General features: G+C 65.0%; 14 protein-coding genes. 4 read left to right on the forward strand and 10 right to left on the reverse strand.

The features are described 5' to 3' along the window. Positions 1-101 precede the first annotated feature (101 nt). Positions 102-1,253 carry a helix-turn-helix domain-containing protein gene (locus tag F0P97_RS01055; RefSeq protein WP_182287060.1) on the reverse strand — a complete coding sequence of 384 codons (1,152 nt, stop codon included), beginning with the start codon at positions 1,251-1,253 and terminating at the stop codon, positions 102-104. Between the two features lie 161 nt (positions 1,254-1,414). Here F0P97_RS01055 and F0P97_RS01060 point away from each other — a divergent pair, with 161 nt between their 5' ends. Then, positions 1,415-3,541, forward strand: a complete 2,127-nt coding sequence (locus tag F0P97_RS01060; protein ID WP_182285288.1) for a PQQ-dependent dehydrogenase, methanol/ethanol family — start codon at positions 1,415-1,417, stop codon at positions 3,539-3,541. A 104-nt stretch (positions 3,542-3,645) separates the two neighbouring features. After that, positions 3,646-5,076, forward strand: a complete 1,431-nt coding sequence (locus F0P97_RS01065; RefSeq protein ID WP_182285289.1) for an aldehyde dehydrogenase family protein — start codon at positions 3,646-3,648, stop codon at positions 5,074-5,076. 54 nt (positions 5,077-5,130) lie between these two features. Here the strand turns inward: F0P97_RS01065 and F0P97_RS01070 are convergent, their stop codons facing one another. The 3 genes from F0P97_RS01070 to glcE form a co-directional block, all read right to left on the reverse strand. Next, positions 5,131-5,883, reverse strand: a complete 753-nt coding sequence (locus F0P97_RS01070) for a ProQ/FinO family protein (RefSeq protein WP_182285290.1) — start codon at positions 5,881-5,883, stop codon at positions 5,131-5,133. Positions 5,884-5,959: 76 nt separating this feature from the next. Beyond that, the gene (gene glcF, locus F0P97_RS01075) at positions 5,960-7,213 is read right to left on the reverse strand and encodes a glycolate oxidase subunit GlcF (protein ID WP_182285291.1); all 1,254 of its coding nucleotides are present in this window, start codon (positions 7,211-7,213) and stop codon (positions 5,960-5,962) included. Between the two features lie 18 nt (positions 7,214-7,231). Further along, complete coding sequence (gene glcE, locus F0P97_RS01080) at positions 7,232-8,380, reverse strand: glycolate oxidase subunit GlcE (protein WP_182285292.1); 1,149 nt, start codon at positions 8,378-8,380, stop codon at positions 7,232-7,234. A gap of 155 nt (positions 8,381-8,535) precedes the next feature. Between glcE and F0P97_RS01085 the strand changes: the two genes are divergently transcribed. Then, positions 8,536-9,756 carry an ISL3 family transposase gene (locus tag F0P97_RS01085; RefSeq protein ID WP_182285293.1) on the forward strand — a complete coding sequence of 407 codons (1,221 nt, stop codon included), beginning with the start codon at positions 8,536-8,538 and terminating at the stop codon, positions 9,754-9,756. Positions 9,757-9,827: 71 nt separating this feature from the next. Here F0P97_RS01085 and F0P97_RS01090 read toward each other — a convergent pair whose 3' ends face one another. The 6 genes from F0P97_RS01090 to F0P97_RS01115 all read right to left on the reverse strand — a co-directional run bounded on the left by F0P97_RS01090 (position 9,828) and on the right by F0P97_RS01115 (position 16,204). Then, the gene (locus F0P97_RS01090) at positions 9,828-11,180 is read right to left on the reverse strand and encodes an ammonium transporter (protein WP_182285294.1); all 1,353 of its coding nucleotides are present in this window, start codon (positions 11,178-11,180) and stop codon (positions 9,828-9,830) included. 39 nt (positions 11,181-11,219) lie between these two features. Further along, positions 11,220-11,558, reverse strand: a complete 339-nt coding sequence (gene glnK / locus F0P97_RS01095) for a P-II family nitrogen regulator (RefSeq protein WP_003059648.1) — start codon at positions 11,556-11,558, stop codon at positions 11,220-11,222. Between the two features lie 17 nt (positions 11,559-11,575). After that, a complete protein-coding gene (locus F0P97_RS01100; RefSeq protein ID WP_182285295.1) occupies positions 11,576-12,328 on the reverse strand; it encodes a TorF family putative porin in 753 nt (250 codons plus the stop codon). A gap of 374 nt (positions 12,329-12,702) precedes the next feature. Continuing rightward, on the reverse strand, positions 12,703-14,031 hold the full coding sequence (locus F0P97_RS01105) for a sulfatase (RefSeq protein WP_182285296.1): 1,329 nt from the start codon (positions 14,029-14,031) through the stop codon (positions 12,703-12,705). Between the two features lie 113 nt (positions 14,032-14,144). Further along, positions 14,145-15,137, reverse strand: a complete 993-nt coding sequence (locus F0P97_RS01110; RefSeq protein ID WP_182287061.1) for a Bug family tripartite tricarboxylate transporter substrate binding protein — start codon at positions 15,135-15,137, stop codon at positions 14,145-14,147. A gap of 92 nt (positions 15,138-15,229) precedes the next feature. Next, positions 15,230-16,204 (reverse strand): tripartite tricarboxylate transporter substrate binding protein, encoded by a 975-nt coding sequence (locus tag F0P97_RS01115; protein WP_182285297.1) that lies wholly within the window; start codon positions 16,202-16,204, stop codon positions 15,230-15,232. A 91-nt stretch (positions 16,205-16,295) separates the two neighbouring features. Between F0P97_RS01115 and F0P97_RS01120 the strand changes: the two genes are divergently transcribed. Next, entirely contained in the window at positions 16,296-16,844 is a 549-nt protein-coding gene (locus F0P97_RS01120; protein WP_182285298.1) for a MarR family winged helix-turn-helix transcriptional regulator, read from the forward strand. Positions 16,845-16,880: the final 36 nt, after the last annotated feature.

Below are 16,880 nucleotides of genomic sequence, written 5' to 3' on the forward strand. Positions count from 1 at the left end.
TGCAGGCTGGTGCAGCGCGGCGAGGATTGTGGGGCTGTGCGGGGTGGGGCGGAACCCTGGGCGAACGCAAAAGAGTCTTGCGCCATGGGGCGGGAATGGGCTCAGAAACCCTCGTCCCGACCGCCGCGCAGGCGGCGGTACAGCGTGCCGCGCGAGATGCCCAGGGCGCGCGCGGCCTGTGAGACATTGCCGCCATGCTGGTCCAGCGTCTCCCTGATCAGCTGCGCGCTGTGCTCGCGCAGCGTCGCCAGGGGCTGTGCCTCGGCGGCGGGCGTTGCTTCGGTGGTTACGAGGCAGGGCTGGTCTTGCACGCTGCTGGTGTCCAGGTGCGATCCAAGGCCGTGCGAGGTTTGCAGATGCGCCTGCATCCAGACGCCCAGGCCGCTGGCCAGGCGCAGCGGCGCGGGGCCGGGCTGGCCGCTCAGTTGCAGCAGGCGCGATAGATCATGGCCCAGCAGTTCCTGCGCGCTGCACGTTGCATGTACGGGCTGGCCGATGAGCTGGGCGGCGGTGCCGTTCATCCAGGCGACGCGGCCATCGGCAGCTACGCCCATCAGCGCCTGCAGCGGCGTGTGCAGCAGGGCCGGCGTCACCTGAAAGCGCAGTACCAGATGCTCGTGCGACTGAGCCTGCAGCAAGGTGTTTTCGATGGTCGTGGCGTACATGCCGACCACGGGACTGGCGTCGAAGCTGAAATGCTGCTCCTCCACCATCAGATTGAGCACCCCGGCCAGGCGGCCGTGCACATCGCGTATGGGTGCTGCCGCGCAGCGGAAGGCGTGCAGCTCGTCGAAATAGTGCTCGCCGTTGGTGACGGTGCATGCCTGGCCGGTGGCGGCGACGATGCCCGGTGCGTTCGTGCCCATGGCCTGCTCGGACATGTTCAGGCCGACCCGCTCGTCACGGGGCCGCATGGATGCCGGGGAGACATGGAGCACGATGCCCTTGTCGTCCGTCAGCATCACGCGCGTGCCGGTGCCCGCCAGGGCCTGCTCCAGGGTCGGGAGCTCGTGCTGCAGTGCCTGCAGCAGGCTGCGGCAGCGCTCCTGCGTGGCATGCAGCCTGCTGGGGCTGACGGGAGCCAGAGCCAGCCGCCGTCCATTGCAGTGCTGGCGCTGGCTGCGCAGCCAGGACTGGATGACCGCCTCGCTGACCAGGCCCGAGGGGCGTATGCCGGCCTCGAAGAACTGGCGGCGAGCCTGCAGGGCCCGCTCCGCCCCGGTGCTCGAAAAGCACTGCTGTAGCGCGTCCATCGCGCGTGGCTCATCAACGTTCATGTCATGTCCAGGCTGTCCGCAGGAGCGGTCAATGTGTTCCGCAATGGAACAGTTCGAGCCTGGGGAAATCCCGATCATGAAGAAAAACAGGCGATACACCATGCTTTGCGGCATAGAAATCACAACAGGAGACCTCGATGGAACGGCTGATCGACAACTCTCATGGGCGGCCCGGTCGCATGGCCTGGATGCTGGCCGCCTGCCTGGGCAGCGCAGCGGCTTTCGCGCAAGCCGACCCCGCGGCGCAGGCTGCGGCCGCCGTGCAGCGCGTCGATGGCGCCTTCATCCGTGCCAATGCCGCCAAGACGCCCGACTGGCCCACCATCGGCGTGGACTATGCCGAGACCCGCTACAGCCGCCTCGATCAGATCAATGCCGCCAATGTCAAGGACCTGGGCCTGGCATGGTCGTACAACCTCGAATCCACGCGCGGCGTGGAGGCCACGCCTGTCGTTGTGGACGGCATCATGTACGTCAGCGCCTCATGGAGCGTGGTGCATGCCATCGACACCCGTACCGGCCAGAGGATCTGGACCTATGACCCGCAGGTCGACCGCAGCACCGGCTTCAAGGGGTGCTGCGACGTCGTCAACCGCGGCGTGGCGCTGTGGAAGGGCAAGGTCTATGTGGGTGCATGGGATGGCCGCCTGATCGCGCTGGATGCCGCCACCGGCAAGGAGGTCTGGCAGAAAAATACCTTCGAGGGGCAGAAGGGCTCGCTCACCATCACCGGCGCGCCACGCGTGTTCAAGGACAAGGTCATCATCGGCAACGGCGGCGCCGAATATGGCGTGCGCGGCTATATCACGGCCTATGACGCCGAGACCGGTGAGCAGAAATGGCGCTGGTTCAGCGTACCCGGCGATCCGTCCAAACCCTTCGAGGACGAGTCCATGAAGCGCGCCGCCAGGACCTGGGACCCCAGCGGCAAGTGGTGGGAGGCCGGCGGCGGCGGCACCATGTGGGACAGCATGACCTTCGATGCCGAGCTCAACACCATGTACGTGGGCACGGGCAATGGCTCGCCCTGGTCGCACAGGGTGCGCAGCCCCAAGGGCGGCGACAACCTGTATCTGGCCTCCATCGTGGCCCTGGATCCCGACTCCGGCAAATACAAGTGGCACTATCAGGAAACACCTGGCGACAACTGGGACTACACCTCCACCCAGCCCATGATCCTGGCCGACATCAAGATCGCCGGCAAGCCGCGCAAGGTCATATTGCATGCGCCCAAGAACGGTTTCTTCTTCGTGCTCGACCGCACCAATGGCAAGTTCATCTCGGCCAAGAACTTCGTGCCCGTGAACTGGGCCAGCGGCTACGACAAGCACGGCAAGCCCATCGGCATTGCCGCAGCGCGCGACGGCAGCAAGCCCCAGGACGCGATTCCGGGCCCCTATGGCGCGCACAACTGGCACCCCATGTCCTTCAACCCCCAGACGGGCCTGGTGTATCTGCCTGCGCAGAATGTGCCCGTCAATCTGATGGACGACAAGAAGTGGGAGTTCAACCAGGCCGGACCGGGCAAGCCCCAGTCGGGCACGGGCTGGAACACGGCCAAGTTCTTCAATGTCGAGCCGCCCAAGAGCAAGCCCTTTGGCCGCCTGCTGGCCTGGGACCCCGTTGCGCAAAAGGCCGCCTGGAGCGTGGAGCATGTCTCGCCCTGGAACGGCGGCACGCTGACCACGGCGGGCAATGTGGTGTTCCAGGGTACGGCCGATGGCCGCTTCGTGGCCTACCACGCGGCCACGGGCGAGAAACTGTGGGAAGCGCCCACGGGCACCGGTGTGGTGGCCGCGCCCAGCACCTATATGGTGGACGGCAGGCAGTATGTCTCGGTGGCCGTGGGCTGGGGCGGTGTCTACGGCCTGGCTGCGCGCGCCACCGAGCGCCAGGGCCCCGGTACGGTCTATACCTTCGTCGTGGGCGGCAAGGCCAGGATGCCGGAATTCGTGGCCCAGCGCGCGGGTCGGCTGCTGCAGGGCGTGAAGTACGACCCTGCCAAGGTCGAGGCCGGCGCCATGCTGTATGTGGCCAACTGCGTGTTCTGCCACGGCGTGCCGGGCGTGGACCGTGGCGGCAATATTCCCAATCTGGGCTATATGGACGCAAGCTATATCGAGAACCTGCCCAGCTTCGTCTTCAAGGGCCCGGCCATGGCGCGCGGCATGCCGGATTTCACGGGCAAGCTGTCGGGCGATGACGTGGAGTCCATCAAGGCCTTCATCCAGGGTACGGCGGACGCCATCCGGCCCAAGCCCTGAAGCCTGCACTTCACCACGCCGGGCCGCTGGTGCATCCGAGCCATGCACCGGCGGCCCCGGATCGCAAACCTCTTCTTTTGACTCGATACCAAGGAAATAGCCTCATGCAAGACCATCTGCAGTTCTATATCGACGGACAATGGGTGAATCCGGTCAGCCCGCGCAGCCTGGACGTCATCAATCCCTCCAACGAGCAAGCCATCGCCCGCATCAGCATGGGCTCGGCCGCCGACGTGGACAAGGCCGTGGCTGCCGCGCGCCGCGCCTTCGAGAGCTACTCGCGCACCAGCCGCGAAGAGCGCCTGGCCCTGCTGGCCAAGGTGCTGGAGGTCTACCAGCGCCGCTATGGCGACTTTGTGCAGACCATCTCGCAGGAGATGGGGGCGCCGCTGTGGCTGTCCAAGGCGGCGCAGGCCGCCATGGGGGTGGCCCATCTGGGCTCCACCATCGAGGTCCTCAAGAGCTTTGCCTTCGAACAGGTGCAGGGCAGCACGGCCGTCGTGCACGAGCCCGTGGGCGTGGTCGGCATGATCACGCCCTGGAACTGGCCCATCAACCAGATCATGTGCAAGGTCGCCCCGGCCCTGGCGGCTGGCTGCACCATGGTGCTCAAGCCCTCGGAGGTCGCCCCGCTCAACGCCCTGCTCGTGGCCGAGGTGCTGCACGAGGCGGGCGTGCCGCCCGGCGTCTTCAACCTCGTCAACGGCGACGGCCCCGGCGTGGGCGAGGCCATGTCTTCCCACCCTGACATAGACATGATGACCTTCACCGGCTCCACGCGCGCGGGCATTGCCGTGGCCAAGGCCGCGGCCGACAGCGTCAAGCGCGTGGCCCAGGAACTGGGCGGCAAGTCCGCCAACATCGTGCTGGACGACGCCAACCTGCAAAAGGCCGTGACCCATGGCGTGCAGGCGGTGCTGATGAACTCGGGCCAGAGCTGCAATGCCCCCACGCGCATGTTCGTGCCGCGCGCCCTGCACGGGCAGGCCGTGGAGATCGCGCGCAGCGTCGCCGCAGCAGCGACCGTGGCCGATGCGCTGGCCGATGGCATGCACATGGGCCCCGTGGTCAGCGAGGCGCAATGGGGCAAGATCCAGGCCCTGATCCGCAAGGGCATCGAAGAGGGCGCGACCCTGGTGGCGGGCGGCACAGGCCGCCCCGAGGGGCTGGCCCAGGGCTACTTTGTCAAGCCCACGGTGTTTGCCGACGTGAGCAACGACATGACCATCGCGCGCGAGGAAATCTTCGGCCCCGTGCTGGTGATGATTCCCTACGATGACGAGGAAGATGCCATCCGCATGGCCAACGACACGGTGTACGGTCTTTCGGGCTATGTGCAGTCGGGCAGCCTGGAGCGTGCGCGCCGCGTGGCCGCGCGACTGCGCACAGGCATGGTGCACCTCAACGGCGCGGGGCCTGACTTCAATGCGCCGTTCGGCGGCTACAAGCAGTCAGGCAATGGCCGTGAATGGGGCGAGCACGGTTTCCGCGATTTCCTGGAAACCAAGGCCGTCATGGGCTACGGCGCGGCCTGAGCTATTCAAAATCAATAGCTGCTGGTGCCTATCTAATGGGCGCCAGCAGCTTTTTTATTGAATATTCTGCTGGCGGCGACGCGCGCGTTCCAGCTGCTGTGCGACCTGGCGCGGATTCATGCCGTACATCTCGGCGAACTCCTGCTCCGAAGTCTGGCCGCTGAGCTGGAAAGAGCGCAGCAGCGCCTCGTCCTTGGCGGCGCGGGCATCGGCCTCGGCCAGAGCATCTACCACCAGGGCGTTGGTCTTTTCGTCACGACCCTGTACGCGCTCGGCGTATTCCTCGCGCGTGAGACCGGAGGCTTCGTAGGCGACGACGATGCGGTTGCGCAGCTTGGGCGTCAGGTCTTCCTGCGTGCGCTGCTGGCGGCGGCGGAAGACTTCGATCAGAGCGTGGTGAACATGCTCGGGCAGCGTGGCTTCCACGGGCTGGCCGCTCAGGTCATGACGCTGCTGGCCGCTGGCCATGGCAGCCAGATAGCGGCCGGAGCGGGTGTGCTGCTGCAGCGCGCTCTTGAGCGCGTCCTTGTCCAGCTCAGGGTGGGCGGCCAGCAGGTCTTCAAAAATGCCGCGCTTGAAGGGCAGCAGTTGCTCGCCAAACAGGGCCGGGTGCCACTGTGCCAGCTGCTCCAGCAAGGGGTGTTGCGGGCGTGCGGCCTGCGGGGCGGCTTTGGCTGCAGGAGCGGGGTTCTGGCGGCCACGGCCGCCTCGGCGCGAGCGTGAGCCGGGCTGCGAGTCCTGCACGCTGTGCTGCGATGCCGCTTGCGAGGCTTTCTGCTCTTGTGATTCAGACACGATTTCAGTCATGGCAAAGCCCGTGGGCCTGGGAAAACAAAACTCCCAATCATGCCAGCATTGCAAACTGCAGTGGCATGCGGGGGTGTCAGTCGGTGGCCAGCGCCTGATCCAGCAGCTCCACCCAGTGCATGACCGGGACCTCGGTGCCGTTTTGCAGATGGACGATGCAGCCCATATTGGCCGAGAGAATCGCTGCGGGCTTTTCGGGCGCGAACGGCTCGTCCAGTGCGGCGATCTTGCGGTCGCGCAACTGGTGCGAGATTTCGGGCTGCAGCACCGAGTAGGTGCCGGCAGAGCCGCAGCACAGATGGGATTCGGTGCGCGCCACGCGCAGATCGAACCCCAGCTCGCGCAGGCCCGCTTCCACGCCGCCACGCAGTTTCTGCCCATGCTGCAGCGTGCAGGGCGGGTGATAGGCCACAGGAGCCCGGGGAGCTGTGATGCGGTCCTTGAGCTTGTCCACCAGCTCGGGCAGCATGTCGGGCAGCAGTTCGCTGAGATCGCGGGTCAAGGCGCTGATGCGCGCGGCCTTGTCTGCGTATTGCGGCTCCAGCCGCAGCAGATGGCCGTACTCCTTGACGGTGACACCACAGCCCGAGGCGTTCATCACGATCGCCTCGACCTCGCCGCGCTCCACCAGCGGCCACCAGGCGTCGATATTGGCGCGCATCTGGGCCTTGCCCCCGTCCTGGTCGTTGAGGTGGAATTTCACCGCGCCGCAGCAGCCGGCCTTGTCGGCAATCACGGTCTGCACGCCCACGGCGTCCAGCACGCGGGCCGTGGCGTAGTTGATGCGCGGCATCATGGCCGGCTGCACGCAGCCTGCCAGCAGCAGCACCTTGCGCGCATGTTCCCGTGCGGGCCAGGCTCCAGCATCCCAGTTGGCCGGTATTTTTTCGCCCAGGGACTGCGGCAGCAGGCCTTTCACGGCGCGGCCCAGCTTCAGTGCGGGGGCGAACAGCGGGGAATTCATGCCCTCCTTGAGCAGCCAGCGCTGCAGCTTCTCGCCCGTGGGGCGCTCGACCTGCTCATCGACGATCTTGCGACCGATGTCGACCAGGTGGCCGTACTGCACGCCGCTGGGGCAGGTGGATTCGCAGTTGCGGCAGGTCAGGCAGCGGTCCAGATGCAGCTGCGTGGCCCGCGTGGGCGTCTGGCCTTCGAGCACCTGCTTGATCAGATAGATGCGGCCGCGCGGGCCGTCCAGCTCGTCGCCCAGGGTCTGATAGGTGGGGCAGGTGGCGGTGCAAAAGCCGCAATGCACGCATTTGCGCAAAATGGCTTCGGCTTCCTGCCCTTCGGGCGTGGCACGGTATTCGGGCGCGAGATTGGTTTGCATGGGGTGCTGTCCTTGTTCTTACCAATGCGCCGAGAGGCGGCCTACATTGAGAATGCCGGCGGGGTCGAATGCCTGCTTGAGCCGGGCATGCAGCTGTGCCGATGTGCGGCCTGCGGGGCTGGCCTGTGCATGAACATCAAGATCGCTGTTGGCGCTTGTCTGATTGGCGTCCTCGGCTTTGAAAAGAGAAGCGGACCCGCCGGCTGCCTGCGCGAGTTGCTGCAAAGCTGCTGCGGCCGAGCGCGGGGCCTGCACCCAGCGCTGAGCTCCATGCCAGTCGATGAGCGGGCCTGCTGCACCTTGCGGCAATGGCAGCGGCGCTGCGGTCGCAGGAACGGACAGACGCCACAGGCAACGATCGGCAGCGCGCTGCTGGAACCAGGGCAGGCTCAGATCGCGGCTGGCGTTCCAGTCGGCGGCAACGGCGTCGCTGTCCAGCCGCTGGCCACCCAGGCGCAGGGTGGCGGCCTGAACGGCGGCGCGGGCGCCGCGCAGTCGCAGATACAGCGTGCCCTTGCCGTCTTCTTCCAGCCAGTTGCTGGCATTGAGCGGCAGAGGCTGGCCGCCCCAGTGGTTGAGCCAGTCCAGCGCCTGCTCCTGGCTGCAGCTATCAAAGCGCAGCGTGGCCTCGGCCGGAGCCATGGGCAGGACCTTGAGGCTGATCTCGGTGATCAGGCCCAGCGTGCCCCAGCTGCCCGTCATCAGGCGCGAGACGTCATAGCCGGCCACATTCTTCATGACCTGGCCGCCGTAGCGCAGCAGCTCTCCCTGGCCGTTGATCATCTCCAGGCCCAGCACGAAGTCGCGTACTGCACCCACGCTGGCACGCGACGGGCCGGACAGGCCTGCGGCGACCATGCCGCCCACGGTGCTGCCCTCGCCAAAGTGCGGCGGCTCGAAAGCCAGGCACTGGCCTTGGCTGGCCAATGTTGCCTCCAGCTCGGCCAGCGGCGTGCCGGCGCGAACGGTCACCACCAGCTCGCTGGGCTCGTAGCTGACGATACCGCTGAGCGCGCGCGTGGACAGCGGCTCGCCCTGCAGACGCAGGCCGTAGAAGTCCTTGCTGCCGCCGCCGCAAATGCGCAGCGGGGTCTTGTCACTGGCAGCGGCGCGAATGCGCTCGCTGAGCTGATTGATTTGGCTGGTGGCTGAATCCATGGCCTGCATGGTAGCCGGGGCGCCCCTTGGGCAGGAAGGCCTGGTCTTTGATTTTTTTGAAAAGCAGGCGTGAATAAAAAAGGTTCATCGAGGAATTCCGTGGAGATGAGCCCGTTCGTTTTGTAATCTGACGGCTGCGAAGCTGACATCGGAGAACAAATCAAATGCTGGACTCGAAGTTATTGCAGGCTCTTGGCGGCTGGGAGGGCTACGAGGTTGAACGTGTGCAGTGGCCCCAGGGCGATAGCCGCACCGTGTCGATCTATCTGAAGCCGCAGGCCAGCATCATGCATTGCGAACGCTGCGGTGCGCAGTGCAGCCAAGTCCATGAGACCACGACACGGCGCGTGCGCGATCTGGCATTGTTCGAGTACAAGGTGGTGCTGCATGTGCCGCGTCGGCGTCTGTGGTGCGATAGCTGTGGTGGCCCGCGCCTGGAGAAACTCAGCTGGCTCGGTCGCTACCAGCGCGTCACAGACCGTCTGGCACAGGCGTGCAGCCAGTTGCTTCGCAGCAGCAGCATCAAGGCAGTCGCGGCCTTCTTCGATCTTGGGTGGCACACGGTCAAGTCCATCGACAAGACCTTATTGCTGGCCACTACCGCGCAGCCGCAATGGGAGCGGATCGAATACTTGGCAATGGACGAGTTTGCGTTGCACAAGGGCCATCGCTACGCCACAGTCGTCGTCGACCCCATCAGCCGGCAGGTGCTGTGGGTGGGGCAAGGGCGCTCACGCGAGACGGCCCGCCAGTTCTTCGAGCAGTTGCCCGTTGGCGTTGCCCAGCGCATTCGCGCGGTTGCTATCGACATGACTACTGCCTACGAGCTGGAGATCCAGGCCAACTGCCCCAACGCCGAGATCGTCTATGACCTGTTCCATGTCGTGGCCAAGTATGGCCGGGAGGTTATCGACCGAGTGCGTGTCGATCAGGCCAACTTGCTGCGCCAACAGCCCTTGGCGCGCAAGGTGCTCAAGTCCAGCCGCTGGTTGCTACTGCGCAATCGCAACAAGCTGCAGGCTCAACAAGCAGTGCAGCTCAAGGAGCTGCTGGCGGCCAATGAGCCATTAATGGCGGTATACGTCTTGCGCGATGAGCTAAAACAGCTGTGGTTTTACCGTCGTCCGGCTTGGGCGCATCGCGCCTGGCAGCACTGGTGTGAGCAAGCGCGCCAAAGCGGTATTACAGCACTGAGCACCTTTGCTCAGCGCTTGCAAAGCTACCTGCACGGGATCATCGCCCGATGCCGGCATCCGTTGAACACAAGTGTTGTCGAGGGCATCAACAACACCATCAAGGTCATCAAGCGCCGGGCCTATGGCTACCGCGATCAGGACTATTTCTTTCTGAAGATTCGCGCAGCCTTCCCCGGTAATGCGCGATGAACCATAAAAAAGCCCCGCAGTTCGCACTGCGGGGCAACGTAATGAAACTGAACTTGCGAAGAGCCTGCCGCTTAACGGGTGTAGGCCACCTCACCGTGAGAAGTGATGTCCAGGCCCTGGCGTTCGGACTCTTCCGAGACACGCAGACCCACGGTCAGATCGGCAATCTTGTAGGCCAAGAAGGAGACCACGCCGGACCAGACGATGGTCACCAGCACGCTCTCGACCTGCACCCACAGCTGATGCGCCATGTTGTAGCCCTCGGGCTCGATACCGCCCAGGCCCTTGGCGCAGAACACGCCGGTCAGGATGGCACCCAGGATACCGCCGACACCGTGGACGCCGAACACGTCGCAGACGTCGTCAACCTTGAGCAGATGCTTGAGGCCGGACACGCCCCAGAAGCACAGAGGGCCGGCGATGATGCCCATGACGATGGAGCCCATGGGGCCGACGAAACCGGCGGCGGGCGTGATGGTCACCAGACCGGCCACGGCACCCGAGGCAGCGCCCAGCATGGAGGCCTTGCCGCGCAGCAGTGCTTCGGCCACGATCCAGGAGATGGCAGCAGCGCCGGTCGCCAGGATGGTGTTGATGAAGGCCAGGCCGGCAGCGCCATTGGCGGCACCGGCAGAGCCGGCGTTGAAGCCGAACCAGCCCACCCACAGCAGCGAAGCGCCCACCATGGTCAGCGTCAGGCTGTGAGGGGGCAGGGCTTCCTTGCCGAAGCCGATGCGCTTGCCCAGCATGTAGGCACCCACCAGACCGGCCACGGCGGCGTTGATGTGCACCACGGTGCCGCCCGCGAAGTCCAGCGCGCCATCGGCACCCAGCAGACCGCCGCCCCACACCATGTGGGCCATGGGGATGTAGCTGAAGGTGAACCACAGCACGGAGAACACGATCACGGCCGCGAACTTGATGCGCTCGGCAAATGCTCCCACGATCAGCGCCACGGTGATGGCGGCGAAGGTGGACTGGAAGGCCACGAACACATATTCGGGGATGGTCTTGAGCATGGACGACAGCGTGTCAGGCGTGATGCCCATGAGGAACAGCTTGTCGAAGCCGGCGAAGAACTTGCCTTCGCCGCCAAAGGCCAGCGAGTAGCCGTAGATGGCCCACAGCACGGTGATCAGCGAAAAGATCACGAAGACCTGGGCCAGCACGGACAGCATGTTCTTGCTGCGTACCAGGCCGCCGTAGAACAGCGCCAGGCCGGGGATGACCATCAGGATCACCAGCATGGTCGAGGTCAGCATCCAGGCGGTGTCACCGGCGCTCAGGGTGGGAACGGCCTCGGCCGCTGCTTCGGCCACAGGTGCTGCTGCGGCGGCAGCCGTTGCAGCTTCCTGGGCAAAGCCTGTGGCCGAAGCAGCCAGCAGGCCCAGTCCCAGGCCTGCGCTCAATAATTTCTTGATCATGGCAATCTTTCTCAAAACGGTTCCAGAGAGACTGGGCCTTTACAGGGCCGCGTCGCCGGTTTCTCCTGTACGGATACGGATCGACTGCTCCAGCGCCTGCACAAAGATCTTGCCGTCGCCGATCTTGCCGGTGCGGGCTGCGCCCTCGATGGCGTCGATGGCGGCATCGACCAGATCGTCGGCAATAGCGGCCTCGATCTTGAGCTTGGGCAGAAAGTCCACCACATACTCGGCACCGCGGTACAGCTCGGTGTGACCCTTTTGACGACCAAAGCCCTTGACTTCGGTCACGGTGATGCCTTGGACACCGATTTGGGAAAGTGCCTCACGCACTTCGTCGAGCTTGAAGGGTTTGATGATGGCGATCACCATTTTCATGACGGGCTCCTGAAAAATTAGAAAGTCTTGGAGAGCGTCAGAATCAGACGCGCCTTGTTCACATCGCCGAAGTAGGCCTTCTTGTTGGCGCCGGTCACCGCTGCTGCAGCAGAGAAGCCGTCGCCCAGGTCATAGGCACCACCCAAGCTGTAGTCCACATAGTTGGGAACGCCCAGGTCCTTGATGTCGCTGGAAAAATGGGTGTAACCAACTGATGCTTTCAGTGTCACCTTGGGCATCACTTCCTGGCTGTAGGAGAACTGCAGATATCCGGTGTTGCGGCCCTTGAGACCCGAACCCGCCTTGGCGCCGGCCCAGCCGAAGTAATCCTTGGACACCGTATGCGAATACTTGGCCGTGAACGGGCCGTAGGTACCGGCGCCGTAGATCTCGGTGGTGTTGCCGTTGGCATTGCCCGAGTACACATAGGTCAGCATGCCCACGTCCCAGTCCACATCGGCGGCCTTGAACTTGTAGCCGCCGTAGAAGTCGGTTTCCAGCGAGTTGCCGGGCAGCCAGTCCACGGAGGAGTTCCAGTTGCCCACGTAGAAGCCGCTGTCGCCGAACGTGTAGTCAAAACCGCCTTGCAGCGCGGGCTTGACGGCCTTGGTGCGGCTGGCGTCCTGGTCCTGACCACGGAACTTGTAGTTGGTAGTCAGGGCAACGTTGGCGGAGAGCTGGGCATGGGCCCACATGGGGGCGACAACAGCGCAGGCCAGGGCGGCAGTCTTGGCGAAAGTCTTGAAACGGCTTGCAGCGGGACTAGGCATTCAGGGTTCCTCCGGTTTGAAAATTTCGTGGCAAAAATCTCGGATGAACTCTCAAAGCACAGACCGTGCCAGTCTCTGTGGCTGCTGCCGGGTGGTCCGCCGCTCATGCTCTGAGAACAGGCGCCGGGCCATAGCTGCCAGTACAAAAAGCTACGAGTTTTCACAATCACTGAGCGCATCTTTCGCCACCTGGGTGCTGGCCGAAATCCATTGCACCAAGATGGTGCGTTTTTGCGATGCACCGCCATGGCTCTGCTTTTTGCCGGGTTCTTGCACCAATCAGGGGATTGGGAAGTGAATGCTTGCTCTTTGTCTGGGCGCTGACAAGGAAAAAGCCCATCGGCTAGGCGATGGGCTTGGGGGTTGGCTGCAATTCAGAAGCTGGCCTGGGGCAGGTCTGCCTTGGTGAACACCAGCGAGACCTTGGCTTCCTCGGGAATCGGCGGCAAGTCCTGATTCCAGTGCTCCCAGGCGCTGCGCAGCTCGGCCAGCTTCCGGGGCTCACGGTCACGCAGATTGGCGCGCTCACGCGGGTCGTTGCCGATGTGGAACAGGTACTCGATGCCCTCGATCTGCAGATATTTCCAGTCGCCGCGTATCAAGGCCTTTTGCTCGCGGTGTTTCATGCGCCAGGCCAGGTCGCGCTCGGGCATCCAGCTCTGGTCCTGCATCAGGGGCAGCAGGCTGATGCCGTCCAGCGGATAGTCGGCATCTGCCGATACGCCGGCGGCGGCCAGGAAGGTGGCCGACCAGTCCATGGTCAGGCTGGGCGTGTCGCAGACGGCTCCGGCCGTCATGCGCGCCGGCCAGCGTGCCAGCAAAGGCACGCGGATGCCGCCTTCGAGCAGGTCCATCTTCTGGCCCACGAAGGGCCAGGTATTGGAGAAGCGCTCGCCGCCGTTGTCGCTGGTGAAGACGATCAGCGTGTTCTCGCTCATGCCTTTTTCCTCCAGCGCATCCAGCAGCCAGCCTATGCCTTCGTCCATGTGATGGATCATGCGCTGATAGGTGTCGATGGAGCCGCCGTCGATATGCTTGCCCATGCCTTGCAGGCGCTCGGATTCGGCGCGGTCCTCGCGCGTCAGCCAGGGCCAGTGCGGCGCGCTGTAGTGCAGCGAGAGGTAGAAGGGCTGGTCGGCCGTCTGGCGCTTGACGAAGTCCACGGCGCGGCGGCTCAGCAGATCGGTCAGGTAGCCGTCTTCGGCATGCGGCTCCTCGTTGAGCCAGAAGTCGGGGCGTCCGCGCGGGTCGCAGTGGGCGAAGTAGTCGGCGCCGCCGGCATGAAAGCCGTAGAACTCCTCGTAGCCCGACAGGCGCGGGCCGAAATGTGGCGGGTAGCCCAGATGCCATTTGCCGACCAGGGCCGTGGCGTAGCCAGCATCGCGCAGCAGCGAGGCCACCGTGGGGTGATCGGGCGGCAGGCCCAGCACCTTGTCGCCATGCACGCTGGCGATCGGCTCCTCGGCCGCACCGCGCAGGCGGTACTGCCAGCGGCCCGTGGCCAGCGCAAAGCGCGTTGGAGAGCACACCGACGAGTTCGAGTAGCCGCGCGTGAAGCGCAGGCCCTGGGCCGCCATGGCGTCCAGGCGCGGCGAGACATCGGTGGCGTTGTTGTGCGCATCGCGCGCACCGGTGCAGCCCAGGTCGGCATAGCCGAGGTCATCGGCCAGGATGAAGATCAGATTGGGACGGGAGTCGGTCATGGGAGAGCGGGGAACATTCAAAAACAGGAGCTTCTATCGCTTGTTATGCAAGGATTCTGAATAGATTTGATGCTGAAAATGTTTGGCGGCAAGCGATAGGCGCTCCTCAAATATCAGGGCTTGAAACCCGAGCGCTGCACCACCGGCGCCCATTGCGCGCGGTAGGCCTTGAGCATTTTTTCCGTGTCCTGCGCACTGCTGACCACGGGTACCAGGCTGGAGGCGGCGAACTTGTGCTGCGTGTCGGTTTCCTTCATCACCTCCTGCACCAGCTGCGACAGGCGCTGCACCGTGGCCGGCGCCATGCTCTGAGGGGCGAACAAGGTATTCCAGCCCGTGCCGACCAGGTTCACGCCCAGCTCCTTGAGCGTGGGAATGCCGGGCGCCATGGTGCTGCGGCGCTCGCCCGAGGTGGCCAGCACGCGCAGCTTGCCTGCTTCGTGCTGGGCAATCTGGGTGTCGAAAGTGTCCACGGCAATGGGGATCTGCCCGCCCATCAGGTCGGTGAGCAGCGGGCCAGAGCCCTTGTAGCCCACGACCTCGACCGGCACCTTGGCGGTCTCGCCCAGCATCAGTGCGAAAAAGTGCGGCAGGCTGCCCGTGGCCGGCACGCCGAAATTGGCCTGCTGCGGATTGGCCTTGAGCCAGGCCAGCAGGTGCGACAGCTCCTTCACGGGCACGGCGCTGGCCACGGCCAGGCCGAACTCGTAGCGGTTCACCTCGCTGATGGGGCGGAAGTCCTTTTCCGGGTCGTAGCCGGAGTCCGGAAACACCAGCGGCGCCACCACCATCACGGCGGGATTGGCCAGCAGCACGGCGGGCTGGGAGGCGGGCGCGTTCTTCACGTACTGGGCCGACAGACGGCCGCCCGCGCCGGGCTTGTTTTCCACGATGACCGGGCTGCCCAATCGGACCTGCAGCCGGTCGGCCACGATGCGTGCCACGCGGTCGGTGGCGCCGCCGGGCGGATAGCCGACCACCATGCGCAGCGGTGTCTTGTTGGGAAACAGGGCATGGCTCTCCTGGGCCTGCAGCGCGCCGCTGCCCAGCAATCCAGCGCTCAGGCCGAGCCCTGCCGCGAGCTTGCCGAAGATTCTTCTTTGCATCGTCATGTCTCTCCTGGTCTGTGATCCGCGCTGCGGTCTCACGCCATTGCTGATGGGAAATTGGGCAGTGTAAGTGCGTGCCGGCAGCGGCCTCAATCGGGTTTCAGATTGATCTTGCGAGCCAGCGCTTCCCATTTGCCCGAGATCTCGCGCACCCTGGCCTGGGCCTGCTCGGGGTTGCTGCCCACCATCTCGATATCCACGGACCTGACCCGCTCCTGCTGTTGTGGCGAGCGGATGGCGGCATCCATGGCGGCGAGAAAGCGCTTCTGGATCTCGGCAGGAACACCCTTGGGCGCCGCCAGCAGCAGCCAGTAGGTGCCGTCGAAATCGGGGTAGCCCGACTCGGCAATCGTGGGCAGCGCCGGCAGCAGGGGCGAGCGCGTGCGCCCCGTGGTGGCCAGCGCGGTGACCCGGCCGCTCTGGATCTGGGGCAGCACCGTGGGTGCGGCCAGGAAGCCGCAGTCCACCTGGCCGCCCATCAGATCCTGCATGGCCGGTGCCGGCCCCTTGTAGGGCACATGCACCATCTTCACGCCGGTTGCCGACAGCAGCGACTCCATGACCAGGTGGCCGGGCGAGCCCGCGCCGCCCGTGGCATAGGTCAGCTCGCGTGCCCTGGCGGTCTCCAGCATGTCCTTGACGGACTTGAAGCCGAGGCCGGGGTTGCAGATCAGGGTCTGCGAGAACCTGGCGGCGGCATTGAGCACCACGATGGCATCGCTGGAGTAGCCGATGTTCTTGTAGATATGCTTGTTGACGGTGAGCACCGGGTCCATGGTCCACAGCCAGGTGTAGCCGTCGGCCGGGGCGCGGGCGACCTCGGCAGCCCCGATATTGCCGTTGGCCCCGGCCCGGTTTTCCACGATCACGGGCTGTCCGAGCGCCTTCTGCACGGCTGCTGCGAGCGGGCGCACGGCAATGTCGGAAGGGCCGGCGGGCGGCGTGGGAACGATGATGCGTATGGGCTTGGCGGGCCAGCTGTCGGCAGCATGGGCAGCCGGCAGCAGCAGCGCTGCGGCCGCCAGCCCGGCCAGAGCGCTGCGGGCGATACGGGTGCAAGGCATGGTGTCTCCTGTCGTTTTCTTTGCAGCCACTGTAAGCAGTGACTCGATAATGGATCTAATCCATCATTCCTAGAGAAAACCCACAACACCCATGACCAAGGTGCAGAGCCACCCCTGGCGGCAGCCGTCCGAGCTGGACGATCTGTTCCTCTACCATCTGGCCCGACTGATGAGCTCGACCGGGACCATGGTGGTGCGCCTGTGCGAGGGCGGCTTCGGCATCACCCGGCGCGAGTGGCGCATGATCGGCCTGCTGGCCACCAAGGGCGCCATGCAGCCCTCTGGGCTCGCAGAACTGGCGCAGCTCGATCGCACGCGCACCTCGCGGACCATCTCCACCCTGATTGCCAAGGGGCTGCTGCACAAGCAGGGCATGGCCGGCGACGGGCGCCAGGCCATGGTGCAGCTGACGGCCGCCGGGCTGGCGCTGCACACCCAGCTGTTTCCGCAGATACAGGCGATCAACCAGGAGCTGCTGAGCGATTGCAGCGATGCCGAGCTTCAGGTGTTGTCGCAGGTGTTCGAGCGCGTGCGTACCAGGGCGGCGCTCATGCAGGAGCAGGGCAGCTTTCCCAAGGCCGAACGACGTCGTGGCCGGGCCGCGGGCAAGCAGCCCGCCCGCGATGACGCCACCGGCTGACGGCCTGTGCACACCCCTATTGCCTGTTTGAGCCGC

It is taken from the genome of Comamonas testosteroni (assembly GCF_014076415.1).
Lineage (GTDB): Bacteria > Pseudomonadota > Gammaproteobacteria > Burkholderiales > Burkholderiaceae_C > Comamonas > Comamonas testosteroni_F.